Source organism: Kitasatospora sp. NPDC091257, from assembly GCF_044757675.1.
Taxonomy (GTDB): domain Bacteria; phylum Actinomycetota; class Actinomycetes; order Streptomycetales; family Streptomycetaceae; genus Kitasatospora; species Kitasatospora lactacystinica.
The window spans coordinates 1-12,447 of the sequence record NZ_JBIVVI010000110.1 but is presented as its reverse complement, the minus strand read 5'-3'; the positions used below and the strand labels follow the sequence as shown (position 1 = coordinate 12,447).

At 74.7% G+C, this 12,447-nt stretch carries 11 protein-coding genes; 2 read left to right on the top strand and 9 right to left on the bottom strand.

Features of this window, described 5'->3' with window-relative positions:
- Window positions 1–268 precede the first annotated feature (268 nt).
- Entirely contained in the window at window positions 269–1,861 is a 1,593-nt protein-coding gene (locus ACIQOV_RS07875) for an MFS transporter (protein ID WP_401046111.1), read from the bottom strand.
- A 210-nt stretch (window positions 1,862–2,071) separates the two neighbouring features.
- Between ACIQOV_RS07875 and ACIQOV_RS07870 the strand changes: the two genes are divergently transcribed.
- Together ACIQOV_RS07870 and ACIQOV_RS07865 are read left to right on the top strand one after the other, a co-directional pair.
- Complete coding sequence (locus ACIQOV_RS07870; RefSeq protein ID WP_401046107.1) at window positions 2,072–2,434, top strand: YciI family protein; 363 nt, start codon at window positions 2,072–2,074, stop codon at window positions 2,432–2,434.
- Between the two features lie 4 nt (window positions 2,435–2,438).
- Window positions 2,439–3,689: an RNA polymerase sigma factor gene (locus ACIQOV_RS07865; RefSeq protein ID WP_380358210.1), complete on the top strand. Its 1,251-nt coding sequence runs from the start codon at window positions 2,439–2,441 to the stop codon at window positions 3,687–3,689.
- Window positions 3,690–3,699: 10 nt separating this feature from the next.
- Here ACIQOV_RS07865 and ACIQOV_RS07860 read toward each other — a convergent pair whose 3' ends face one another.
- The 8 genes from ACIQOV_RS07860 to ACIQOV_RS07825 are packed head-to-tail and all read right to left on the bottom strand — an operon-like array spanning window position 3,700 to window position 12,066.
- Complete coding sequence (locus ACIQOV_RS07860) at window positions 3,700–5,088, bottom strand: alkaline phosphatase family protein (protein ID WP_401046105.1); 1,389 nt, start codon at window positions 5,086–5,088, stop codon at window positions 3,700–3,702.
- Window positions 5,085–6,215, bottom strand: a complete 1,131-nt coding sequence (gene eboE / locus ACIQOV_RS07855; protein ID WP_401046103.1) for a metabolite traffic protein EboE — start codon at window positions 6,213–6,215, stop codon at window positions 5,085–5,087. The genes ACIQOV_RS07860 and eboE overlap by 4 nt, the downstream gene beginning before the upstream one ends.
- Window positions 6,212–7,072 (bottom strand): TatD family hydrolase, encoded by an 861-nt coding sequence (locus tag ACIQOV_RS07850; RefSeq protein WP_401046102.1) that lies wholly within the window; start codon window positions 7,070–7,072, stop codon window positions 6,212–6,214. Before ACIQOV_RS07850 ends, eboE begins: the two co-directional genes overlap by 4 nt.
- Complete coding sequence (locus ACIQOV_RS07845; protein ID WP_401046099.1) at window positions 7,069–7,776, bottom strand: EboA domain-containing protein; 708 nt, start codon at window positions 7,774–7,776, stop codon at window positions 7,069–7,071. The genes ACIQOV_RS07850 and ACIQOV_RS07845 overlap by 4 nt, the downstream gene beginning before the upstream one ends.
- Window positions 7,773–8,672, bottom strand: a complete 900-nt coding sequence (locus tag ACIQOV_RS07840; RefSeq protein WP_401046096.1) for a sugar phosphate isomerase/epimerase family protein — start codon at window positions 8,670–8,672, stop codon at window positions 7,773–7,775. Before ACIQOV_RS07840 ends, ACIQOV_RS07845 begins: the two co-directional genes overlap by 4 nt.
- On the bottom strand, window positions 8,669–9,583 hold the full coding sequence (locus tag ACIQOV_RS07835) for an SCO3242 family prenyltransferase (protein ID WP_401046094.1): 915 nt from the start codon (window positions 9,581–9,583) through the stop codon (window positions 8,669–8,671). Before ACIQOV_RS07835 ends, ACIQOV_RS07840 begins: the two co-directional genes overlap by 4 nt.
- Window positions 9,580–10,746 carry an inositol-3-phosphate synthase gene (locus ACIQOV_RS07830; protein WP_401046093.1) on the bottom strand — a complete coding sequence of 389 codons (1,167 nt, stop codon included), beginning with the start codon at window positions 10,744–10,746 and terminating at the stop codon, window positions 9,580–9,582. Before ACIQOV_RS07830 ends, ACIQOV_RS07835 begins: the two co-directional genes overlap by 4 nt.
- Before the next feature lie 36 nt (window positions 10,747–10,782).
- On the bottom strand, window positions 10,783–12,066 hold the full coding sequence (locus ACIQOV_RS07825; RefSeq protein WP_401046092.1) for a PQQ-dependent sugar dehydrogenase: 1,284 nt from the start codon (window positions 12,064–12,066) through the stop codon (window positions 10,783–10,785).
- Window positions 12,067–12,447 lie beyond the last annotated feature (381 nt).

The window sequence follows — 12,447 nt, the reverse complement described above, 5'->3', positions numbered from 1 at the left end:
CCCGCCCAGGAGAAGAAGGGGGAGGGGTCCGCGTGGCCGAACGGCCGTTCCAGGGACTGTCCCTCGCCGGCTCCGAAGCCGTCGCGCGACAGATTGAAGCACTGCACCGACACCAACTGCGACATACGGTCCACACCTTTCCTCGTGGGCGATCCGGGCCGCCCGTCAGGACCGGGCGCCCGCGCCCACAACGACCGCGTCGTCGGCAGGGCACGGGGAGGTACGCCGTACGAGTGACCGCCCCGTCGGGCGGGTGGGACGGACGCGATCAGCCCGCCGCGGGGACGGTGCCGGAGCCCCCGGTGGGCCCGGCGGCGGCCTCGTCCGACGGCCGGCCGGTGGGCGGCAGGTGGCGGAGCAGGGCGGTCACCAGGGCGGCGGTGACGAGCAGCAGGACGCCGGCGACGGTGACCACGGTGTGGAGCTCGACGGCGAAGGCGGCCCGGGCGGGCGTCAGCAGGGCGTCGGCGACCTCGCCGGACAGGGAACGGGCGGCCTCCTGCGCGCCCGTGAGGGAGTCCCCCGCGGCCCGGACCGCCCCGTCGGGCAGGCCCTCGGGAAGGTGCAGCGCGCCGCGGTAGACGGCGGCGCCGACGCTGCCGAGGGCCGCGATGCCGAGGGCGAAGCCGAGTTGGCCGCTGGTCTCGTTGAGTGCGGCCGCGGAGCCGGCCTTCTCGACCGGGGCGGAGCCCATGACCAGGCCCATGCCGAGGGTGACCATCGGGCCGGAGCCGAGGAAGACCACGGCGAAGCCGGCGATCAGCACGGCGGGGCTGGAGCCGGGCTCGGCCCCGGTGATCACCGCCATGCCGATCGTGGCCAGGACCAGTCCGCCGCCGATGAGGTACGCCGGACGGAAGCGCTGACCGAGCCTGGGGGACAGGGTGAAGCCGACCGTGTTGGCGACGATCGCCGGCAGCATCCACAGGCCCGCGTGCAACGGGTCGCGTCCGTACAGCAGTTGCAGGGCCTGGGTGACGAAGAACATCACCGCGCCGGTGAGCATGGTGCCGAGGAACAGGCTGAGCAGCGCGGCCGTGAAGGCGCGGTGCCGGAACAGGCCCAGGTCGAGCAGCGGATGCGTCAGGTGGTGCTGGCGGTGGACGAAGAGGATCCCGAAGCCGAGGCCGGCCAGGACGGCCGCGATCGACAGGGGCTGCCACCCGTCCTTGGCGATCTCCTTCAGGCCCCAGATGGCGGGCAGGACGGCGGCCAGCGACTCCAGCACGCTGATCAGGTCCGGGCGCCCGGCGTCGGGGTCGCGGAACTCGGGCAGGAGCACCGGGCCGAGCACGAGCAGCAGCACCATCGCGGGGACGCCGATCAGGAAGGCCGAGCCCCACCAGAAGTGGGCGAGCATGGTGCCGCCGATGATCGGGCCGGCGACGGCGCCGGCCGAGAAGCACGCGCCCCAGATGCCGAAGGCGGCGCCGCGCTGCCGGGCGTCCTGGAACATGGCGGTGATCAGGGAGAGGGTGCTCGGCGCGAGGGTGGCGCCGGCGACGCCGAGCAGGGCGCGCGCCGTGATCAGCATGGCGGGGTTGACGGCGTAGGCGGCGGCGACGGAGGCGAGGCCGAACGCGGCGGCGCCGATCAGCAGCAGTCTGCGCCGGCCGATGCGGTCGCCGAGCGATCCCATGGTGACGAGCAGGCCGGCGAGCATGAACGAGTAGATGTCGGTGATCCACAACTGCTGCACGCTGCCGGCATGGAGGGAGTCCGCGAGGCTGGGCAGGGCCAGCAGCATCACGAAGACGTCGATCGAGACCAGCAGGGCGGGCAGGGCGAGGACGGCCAGCCCGATCCACTCCCGCCGTCCGGCCCGGGGCGCGGGCGCGCTGGGGGGTGTGGTGTCGCTCATCACGGGGTCCTTCCGGATTCTCGGGCAGGTGGCACCCGGGGGTGCCGTCACACCCGGAACGTCGGACCCGGCGACACGGTCTCGACGTCTGCGGCGGAAACCCGCGCGAAGGGCCGTGATCTGGGCTTGGATGTCGAGGGAGGGTCTTCGGCGGCGACGTCTCAAGTGCAGAGCACCAGTCGACCGTGCAAGGGACCAAGGAATGATGAGATGAAGTACATGCTGCTGATCCACATGAACCCGGTAGTCTGGGACGGCTTGTCCGAGAGAGAGCGCAACGAGGTCTTCTCCGGGCACGCCACGTTCCAGCAGAACATCCTCGACTCCGGTGAGATGGTGGTGACCCAGGCCCTCGCCGATCCGTCCGGCAGCTCCACGGTCCGGGTCCGGGACGGGCTGCCCGCGATCACCGACGGCCCCTACCTGGCCGCCGAGGAGTTCCTGGCCGGGTACTACCTGGTCGAGTGCGCGTCCAAGGAACGCGCGATCGAATTGGCCGGCCTGATCCCCGACGCCCGGTACACCGGCGTCGAGGTGCGCCAGGTCGTTTTCGAAGCCGATACGGAGAGCTGAGCCGATGAACCGTGACGTCCGGGTCGAGGACCTGCTCCGATCGCTCGCACCGCAGGTCCTCGGCGCGGTCGTCCGCCGCTACGGGCACTTCGACGCCTGCGAGGACGCCGTTCAGGACGCCCTGCTGGCCGCCGCCGTCCAGTGGCCCGAACAGGGGGTCCCCGGCAACCCCCGGGCCTGGCTGATCACCGTGGCCGCCCGCCGGGTGATCGACGGGCTGCGCAGCGAGCAGGCCCGCCAGCGCCGCGAGGCCACCGCCGCCGCGCTCACCCCGGCCGACGAGACGGTGACGCCGGGTCCCGGCGAGGAGCCGAAGGCGGCCGAGCAGGACGACATGCTCACCCTCCTGTTCCTGTGCTGCCACCCCTCGCTCACCCCCGGCTCGCAGGTCGCGCTCACCCTCCGCGCCGTCGGCGGTCTCACCACCGTGCAGATCGCGCACGCCTTCCTGGTCCCCGAGGCGACCATGGCCCAGCGGATCAGCCGGGCCAAGCAGCGGATCAAGTCCACCGGGTCGTCGTTCCGGATGCCTCCGCAGAGCGAGCGCAAGGAACGGCTGGCGGTCGTGCTCCAGGTGCTCTACCTGATCTTCAACGAGGGCTACACCACCACCAGCGGTCCCGACCTGCTGCAGCCCGAGCTGGCGCGCGAGGCCATCCGTCTCACCCGTGAGCTGCACCGGCTGCTGCCCGAGGAGGGCGAGGTCGCGGGTCTGCTGGCCCTGATGCTGCTGACCGACGCCCGCCGGCCGGCCCGCACCCGGCCCGACGGCAGCCTCGTCCCGCTCGCCGAGCAGGACCGCTCGGCCTGGGACCAGTCCGCGCTCAAGGAGGGGCTGGCGCTGATAGCCGAGACCCTCCCCCGGATGGTGGCGGGGCCGTACCAGGTGCAGGCGGCCATCGCGGCCGTGCACGGCGAGGCCGCGCACGCCGAGGACACCGACTGGCCGCAGATCATGGCCCTCTACGAGGTGCTGGAGCAGATGGCCCCCGGCCCGATGGTGACGCTCAACCACGCGGTCGCGCGCGCGATGGCCCTCGGCCCGGCGGCCGGGCTCGAACTGCTCGCGGCCCTGGAGTCCGACGGCCGGCTCGCGGACCACCACCGGCTCGCCGCGGTCCGCGCCCACCTGCTGGAGATGAGCGGTGACCGGGAGGCCGCCCGGAACAGCTTCCGGGAGGCCGCCCGGCGCACCGGCAGCATCCCCGAGCGCCGCTACCTGGAGTCCCGGGCCGAAGCACTGAACGACCGGTGACGGCCGCGCGTCAGCGGCCCAGGCCCTGGAGTCCCAGCAGCAGCTCGGGGACGTCGGTGGCGCCGATCGCGCCGGCCGCGTCGAGGACGGGCCGCCAGGCCGGGTCGGAGCAGATCAGCACCGGGCCGTCGGCGGGCGAGTCCGGCAGGCGGCCGTGCGAACCGCGGACCCAGGAGGGGTCCAGCGGCACCACGTTCATGGTGTGGCGCAGGCCGAGCTTCTTGCGGGCCAGGCCGAGCGCGGCCCGGGCCCTGGCCAGCGGGTCCGCCGGGTCGAAGAACAGCTCGGCCGGGTCGTAGCCGGGCTTGCGGTGGATCTCGACGGACCGCGCGAAGTCGGGGGCCCGCGTGTCGTCCAGCCAGTAGTAGTAGGTGAACCAGGCGTCGGGGTCGGCCACCGCCACCAGTTCGCCGGACCGGGGGTGGTCGAGGCCGTGGCGGGCCTGGTCCGCGCGGTCCAGCACCTCGGCCACGCCGGGCAGCCGGAGCAACTGGTCGCGCACCTTGGGCAGGTCCGCCTCGTCGGGGACGTACACGTGGGCGATCTGGTGGTCGGCGACGGCGAAGGCCCGCGAGGCCCACGGGTCCAGGTACTCCATCCCGGCCTGGGTGTACACCTCCAGCAGGCCCTCCCGGCGCAGTTCGCGGTTGATGTCCACCGGGCGCCGCACCGGGGTGATGCCGTACTCGCCGAGCGCGACCACGGTCGCGCCGGACTGCTCCGCCTGCTCCAGCAGCGGTGCCAGCTCGGCGTCCACCGCCCGGGCCGCGGCCACGGCCTGCGGCGCGTCGGGCCCGAAGCGCTGGAGGTCGTAGTCCAGGTGCGGGACGTAGACCAGCAGCAGGTCGGGCCGCTCGGCGGCGAGGATCCGGCGGGCCGCCGAGACGATCCAGCGGCTGGAGGCGATCCCGGCCGTCGGGCCCCAGTACTGGAAGAGCGGGAAGGGCCCCAGCTCGGCGGTGAGTTCGTCGCGCAGCGCCGCCGGCCGGGTGTAGCAGTCGGGCGACTTGCGGCCGTCGGCGTGGTAGACCGGGCGCGGCGTGACCAGCAGGTCGGTGGTGGCGCCCATGGCGTACCACCAGCAGACGTTGGCGACCCGGTAGCCGGGATGCCGGGAGCGTGCGGTGTCCCACACCTTCGGTGCCCGGACCAGCCGGTTGTGCTGGCGCCAGAGGTGGATCTCCCCGAGCTCGCGGAAGTACCAGCCGTTGCCGACGACGCCGTGCTCGGCGGGCAGGCGGCCGGTGAGCAGCGTGGACTGCACGCTGCAGGTGACGGCGGGCAGCACCGTGCGCAGCGGGGCGGACCCGCCGCGCTCGGCGAGCCGGGTGAGGTTGGGCATGTACGGCAGCAGGCGCGGGGTCAGGCCGACCACGTCCAGCAGGACCACGGGTTTCAACCGTCCACCCTTTCGCTGATCAGTTCGCGCTCGGCCCAGGTGAGTTCGGCGGCTATCCCGGCCGGGATGTCCACGGGGGCGTCGTCCGGGGCACCGGCCGGTCGCCCGGGCAGCACCGGCCAGGTGTAGGTCTCGACCTCGATCACCGTCCGCTCCCGCACGGCCGCCACCGCCCGGCGGAGCACATCGGTGGTGGCGCGCAGCGGCGCGGGGGGCGGGGCGTGCAGCGGCACGTGGAAGTGCACCCGCCAGGGCCACCGGCCGGGCAGCCGCTCCAGCGCCTCCGGCAGGTCGTCGGCCGTGAGCACCCGGCCGGCGCCGTCCGACTCCCGCACCTGGTGGAGGTAGCGGGGTTCGGCATGGTCGGCGAGCACCCGGCGGGCCGCCGGGTCGTTCGGGTCGTCCACGTGCAGGGCGGCCGAGGCCTGGATCCTGACCACCCGCAGGCCGGCCCGTTCGACGGCGGCCACCGTCCGCTCCGGGTCGGCGAAGGAGACCGCCAGGTGACAGGTGTCCAGGCAGAGGCCGACGAATTCGAGGTCCGCGCGGGTGGCGAGCCAGCCGACGGCGTCCTCGACGGTGTCCAGCACGCAGCCCGGTTCCGGCTCGACGGCGAGCCGGATCGGCCGGCCCGCCCGGGCCGAGACCGTGCGCAGCGCCGCCGCCGTCCGGCGCAGCGCCTGCTCGGCGGCCCGGTCCGCGGCGGGGGACCACGGACTGCGCCAGGCCAGCGGCAGCGTGGAGATGCTGCCGCTGTCGGCGTCGTCGGGCAGCAGGCCGGCCAGTACGGTGGCGCAGTCGGCGGTGTAGGCGGCGCGGGCGGGTTCGGTCCAGTCCGGCCGGTACACCGCGTGCTTGACCACCCGCTGGTGGAAGCCGCCGTAGGGGAAGGCGTTCAGGGCGAGCACGGACAGGTCCCGGGCGTCCAGTTCGACCCGCAGCCGGCGGAGCAGGGACGGGTCGGCGGCCAGTGCGGAGGCGGCGTCGGCGGCCAGCCACAGGCCCAGCCCGAGCCGGTCGAAGCCGGTGCGCTCGCGGATCGGAACTGCGCAGGTGTCGAGCTGCCGGAGGATGCCGGGCAGGTCCTCGGCCGGATGGACGTTGGTGGAGTAGCAGAGCCGGTTCACGATCCGCCCCGGAGCACCGAGTTGCCCGCGAAGGAGGCGCCGTCGGCGTCGTCCTGGAGCCCCTCGTCGAGGACCAGCCGCCCGCTGCGGCCGTAGAACTCGACGGGGTTGCGCCAGAGCACGGTGTCCACGTCCGCCGCGGTGAAGCCGGCCGCCAGCATGGCCCGGCCCACCTTGTGCGTCTTGAGGGGGTCCGAATTCCCCCAGTCGGCGGCCGAGTTGACGAGGATCCGGTGGGTTCCGTACTCCTGCAGGACGGCGACCATCCGGTGCTCGTCCATCTTGGTGTCCGGGTAGATCGAGAAGCCCATCCAGCAGCCGGAGTCGGCGACCGTCGCCACCGTGACCTCGTTGAGGTGGTCCACCAGGACGGCGCCCGGGGCGATGCCGGACTCGCGGACCACGTCCAGGGTGCGGCGGGTGCCGGCGTGCTTGTCCCGGTGCGGGGTGTGGACCAGGACCGGCAGTCCGTGGTCGACGGCCAGCTCCAGCTGACGGGCGAAGGCCTCGTCCTCGGCCCTGGTCGTCGAGTCGTAGCCGATCTCGCCGACCGCGACCACGCCGTCCTTGCCGAGGTAGCGCGGCAGGACGTCCAGCACCTCGACGCAGCGGGGGTCGTTGGCCTCCTTGGGGTTCAGGGCGAGCGCGCAGTTGTGGCTGATCCCGAACCGGGAGGCCCGGAACCGCTCCCAGCCGAGCAGGCCGTCGAAGTAGTCGGTGAAGGACCCCGGGTTGGTACGGGGCTGGCCGAGCCAGAAGGCCGGCTCGACCACCGCCCGGACACCGGCCGTCCGCATGGCCCGGTAGTCGTCGGTGGTGCGCGAGGTCATGTGGATGTGCGGGTCGAAGATCCTCATGACCAGGCCTCCTGCGGTCGCGGCGGGACGAGGGCCAGCAGGACGCTCATGCCGAGCAGCACGCGCAGGTCGGAGCCGATCTCCCGGCCGGCCGCCCGCCGTTCCTCGGCCAGGTCGCGGGCCATCCGCAGCAGCTCGGCGTCGGTGCGGGCGACCAGCTCCGCCACGGCGCCCAGCGGCACCTCGGTGAACAGGCACTTCAGCACGCCGTGGCGCCACTGGTCCTGCTCCAGGTGCCGGGCGGCGAAGGGGCCCATCGCCGCCGCGACCAGTCGCGGGTCGTTGGTGCGCAGGCCGTCGGCGACCAGCTCCAGGCCGAGCCGGCGCACGCCGTCCGGCAGGTCCGGCAGCGCGCGCAGCACCCCGCGCCGCTCGGCGGCGTCGCCGTGCCGGTAGAGCTTCTCGACCTCGGCCGCCAGGACCGCCCCGGGCAGGGCCCCGGCCAGCACCGCGAGCAGCCGGGCCCGGGCCCGGTCGTCGGCCGTGCCGTGCACCAGCCCCTGCGGGTCGGCGTCCGGCCGCACCGGCCCGCGCCCGACCATCCGGCCGGCCAGCGGGAACTCCTGGTGGATCGTGCCCGGCCACTCGCGGACCCGGCGCTCGGCGCAGGTCAGCCAGTCCTCCTGCGGGTCCGGCGGCAGGGCCGGCCGGCTCCCGCCGTAGACGCTGGTTTCGAGCCAGCGGTGTTTCTCGGTGTCGGTCATGATGGGCGGTCTCCGATCGTGGACGACGCCGGCGCACCCGTGTGCGCCGGCGGAACGGAAACGGTCTCCTGGGCCCGGCGTATCGCCGCCAGGGCCGTTCGTGCGGTGGTCGGTGCGGCGTGGCTGTGCCGGGGCAGTTCGACCGCCGCGACGCCGGTGTAGCCGATCCCGTCGAGGGCGGCCAGCGTCGCGGCGAGATCGAGTCGCCCCTGCCCGAACTCCAGGTGCTCGTGGACGCCCGGAAGCATGTCGTCCAGCTGGACGTTGACCAGCAGCCCGGCCGCGCGCCGGACGCACTGCGCGGCGTCCACCGGCTCCACGGCCACGCAGTGCCCGACGTCGAGGGTGATGCCGAGGGCGTCGGGCTCGCCGAGCTCGCGGCGCAGGTCGAGCGCCTGGTCGAGGTGCTGGACGACCATGCCGGGCTCGGGCTCCAGGCCGAGCCGCACGGCGCGGCGCTGCGCCTCGGCCAGGACCGGGCCGAGGTGCTCGACCAGCCGTGCGCGGTTGGTCCGTGCGTCCACCCCGGGCTCGCCCACACCGGACCAGAAGGACACGCAGTCGGCGCCGAGCGACTCGGCGATCCGGACGGCGCGGAGCAGGAAGTCGATCCTCGGCGCGGCGTCCCCGGACACCAGCGTGGGGTGGTGCTTGCGGTACGGGTCGAGCAGGAAGCGCGCGCCGGTCTCGACCACGCAGCGCAGGCCCGCGGCGGAGAGCAGCGCCGCCAGCCGGTCGGTCTCCCGGGCCAGGTCCGGGCCGAAGGGATCGAGGTGGTGGTGGTCGAGGGTGAGGGCGACCGAGGTGTAGCCCAGGTCGGCGATGACCCGGATCGCGTCGGCGAGCCGGTGGTTGGCGAAGCCGTTGGTGCCGTACCCGACGGCGATCGCGCTCACGTCGGGCTCCTGCGGGTGGACAGCCGGCGGGCCAGCGGAAGGGCGCCCAGCACCAGCGCGGCGGCCGGCAGCGAGCCCAGCCGTGCGGCCAGCCCGGCCTGCAGCGGCACCATGCCGTGGATCCCGGCCACCGTCGCGGCCCGGACCGCCGCCGCCGTGCCGCCCGCCGTGCCGTCCGCGGTGTCGTCCGCGGTCCGTCCGGTGGAGCGTGCCGGGCCGGCGGCGAGCTGGGCGGCACCGGTGGCGGCCGCGTACCCCAGCGCGCAGAGCGCCCCGGCCGTGCGGTGCCGGGCCGAGGCGGCCCGGCCCGTGCCGGTCAGCAGGGCGGTGACTGCGGTGGCGGCCACCGCCAGCCGGGCATCGGTGGAGCGGCCGCCGTGGACCTCGCCGCGGGACAGCGCGGTCACGCCCAGAGTGTGGGTGGCCAGCGCCAGCGCCGGGACGCCGGCCGCCCGCCAGTGCCCGGATCCGGCGCCGAGCAGGACGTCCAGGCCGCGGCAGGCCGCCATGCCCAGCGGGGCGGCGGGGGTCGGCTTCAGCACGGTGTCGTACGCCCACACCGCCGCGGTGAGCGGGACGGCGATGCGCAGCGCGTCGGCCCCGCCCGCGAGACCGGCCAGGGCCAGCCCGGTGGCGCCGAGCCCGGCCGCCGCGGCGAGCGCGGCCCCGGGCGCGATCCGACCGGACGGGACGGGACGCTCGGGGCGCTCCAGCGCGTCGACCGCCCGGTCCGCCCAGTCGTTCAGCGCCATCCCCGACCAGTACAGGGCGACGGAGGCGAGCGGCAGGGCCAGCCGCCGGCCGCGCAGCGGACGGCCCGCGGCGACCGCGCCGGCCACGGTGTCCCCGAGGACGGTGAGCGCCGCCGGTGCCCGGACCAGGTCGAGCCACGGACGCAGGGCGACCCTCATCGGGCCACCTCGATCCGCCGCACCCAGGACACCAGGTCCTGTTCCTGCTGGGCGAGCCGGTGCTCGTCGCTGCCGAGCGGGTCCTTGAAGAAGAAGGCCAGCGCGCCGAGCGGCCCGGACTCCCCGGCCGCGTGCGCACCGGCCACCAGCCGGGCGAGGTCCAGGACCAGCGGCGCGGCGAGCGCCGAGTCGTAGCCGTCCCAGCTCAGCTGCAGGCTCATCGAGGTGCCGAGGAAGCCCTCGAAGGAGACGTGGTCCCAGGCGACCTTGCGTTCGCCGAGGTCGGGGACGTGGTCGATGTGCAGCGGCGCGGTGACCTCCCCGCCGAGCAGCGCGGCCAGCCCGCGGGTCTTGGACTCCAGCTTGCCCTGCGCGCGGCCCGCCACCCCGAGGTTGGCGCCGTCCCCGCCGCCGAGCAGGTTGGTCCCCGACCAGGACCGCACCCGCAGCCCGCGGGCGAGGAACATCGGTGCCAGCACGCTGCGCAGCAGGGTCTCGCCGGTCTTGCCGTCGCAGCCCGCGTACGGCAGGCCGTGACGGTCGGCCAGTTGGGCGACCGCCGGGATGCGCAGACCGGGCGACGGGGTGAAGTCGACGTACGGGCAGCCGGCCGAGAACGCGGCGTACGCGGAGAGGGCGGCCGGGCCGAGCACCCGGCGCCCCTCCTGGGCGAGGGCGCGGTCGAGGGCGGCCAGGTCGGCGTGCTCGGGCAGCGGCCGGAGCGGGGGCTCGGTGGAGGAGACGTTGACCACCACGACCCGCTCCAGGCCGTGGGAGCGCCGGAAGTCCGCGAGGTCGGCGGCGAGCCGGTCCGCCGCCTCGGCCTGGGTGGCCGGGGCGTCGTCGTCCGGGTCGTGGCCGCGGCGGATCTCCCGGTCGGCGGCGGCGAGTTCCTCGGCGACCGCCGCCGGGAGCCGACCGGGCAGCACACCCGCGGCGGCGAGTTCCTCCGCCCGCTTGCCCAGCGGGGTGGGGACGAGGTCGTGGCCGCCGGTGACCAGCTCGGACCAGCCGGGGAAGACGCCCGGATCGAGGTCGAGCCGCTCGCTGACGCTGCCGGTCGCGGGGACGAGCCCGGCCCGCAAGGCGGCGAGGCCGCAGACGGCCGTGGTGGCCACCGACCCCCTGCCGCCGACCAGCCATAGTCCGGTCCTGCCTGCCATGGTGCGACTCCCTTTCGGTGAGGAGGAGATGACGTCCTACGCGCGGTCCCAGCCCGCCCAGCGCCAGAGCCGGCCGGTGCCCCGCCGGGACTCGACGCCGTGGTCGGTCATCTCGAACTCGCCGAAGTCCAGGATCAGCAGCGCGTCGTCGCCCGGCGCGAAGCCGACGTCGATCGGCCGGTGCAGCTCGGGACCGGACGGCAGGCCCCGGGTGGACCAGTCGGTCGGGTCGACCAGCAGCAGGTCGCGCCCGAGCCGGGGGCCGCCCGGCGGCAGGGTCATCGGCGCCTCGTCCCCGAACAGCGTGACCACCAGCTGTCCGGCCAGCGGCGAGCGCGGGGGCGCCACGGCGAACTTGGTGGCCGCGACGTGCGACTCGAAGTCGAGCACCGGGCGCTCGGGCGGCGGGAGTTCGCCGTGGTTGGCCAGCAGGAAGGTCGGCTGCGGGCCGCGGGTGGGCTTGAACGCCGGGTCCGTCACCGGGATGCCGCCGATGAAGTCCGGCCAGCCGTACCAGGCGCCCTCGCGCACCTCGAACAGCAGGTCGGGGGCGTTGCCGATCGGCCGGCTGCCGCGGTCGTCGGCGCCCTGGTCGACCGCCAGCAGCCGGCCGTCCGGCAGGAAGCCCAGGCCGAAGGCGTTGCGCATCCCCCAGGCCACCAGCTCCAGGTTGCCGCCGTCGAGGTCGCAGCGCAGCACGGCCGCGCTGCACGGCAGTCCGGCCGGTACCCGCTGCCCGGGACGGGTCGCGGTGCCGAACGGGACGAACGCGCCGGTGGTGGTCCGCGCGCCGGGCCGGCCGGCCAGCGGGTCGTCCGTGGTCACGTTGAAGCCGGTGAGCTCGATGTCGAGGCCGGGGATGTCGTACGAGTGCGGGAGCCGTCCCAGCCAGCCGAGTTCGTAGGCGTCCAGCCCGATGATCCCCAGGTTGGACATCGCGCCCTGGGCGAAGTACAGCTTCCCGTCCCGGCCGGCCACGGCCATGTCGATGTGGTAGTTGCCGGGCCCCGGCATGCCGTCGACGATGACGGCCCGCTGCCCGTCCGGGCCGATCCGGACGATCCGGCCGGCCCCGCCCTCGGAGACGTACAGGTGGTCCTGGTGCCAGAGCAGTCCGGTCACCGGGGCGGCCAGGCCGTCGGCGATCAGGGTGCGTGACGAGGTGTCGGTTCCCGGGTCCAGACGCCAGATCCGGCCGCCGGGGGCGGCGCCCCCGAAGGGCAGTCCGGACTCGGCCAGGTATATCCGGCCCGCGTCGTCGAAGGTGAGGCTGGTCGGGAAGTCCAGCCTGTCGGCCAGTACGGTGGGTGATTGCGCCACGGTTCCTCCACGGTCGTGCCCACAGAAGATCCGCCGCCCCGGTGAGGTCGGCGACGGGTCGATGTGTAGCAGCGTCCACGAAGCATGGTCAAGAACCGCCCGGGCGCTCGCCGACGGCCGTGGGTTCACCGGCACGGTCAGGAAATACGCAGGTCAGGCGGTATGTGAAGGCCGTGGAAGGAAGTCCGGATCGGGGTCGTGGGGCCTGCTGGGCACCGCACGACGCGAGAAGTCCCGGGCGCTCCGGCATACCGGTGACGGGCCTCGCGCGGTTGCCGTCCCGGTGGGGAGCGGAGTCCGGACAGCCGGCCTCGCAGTCACTCCCGGTAGTTTTCGGCGGGCCCCCTTCCCTGCTGCGGTCGGAGCCGACGGTCGCCGGGG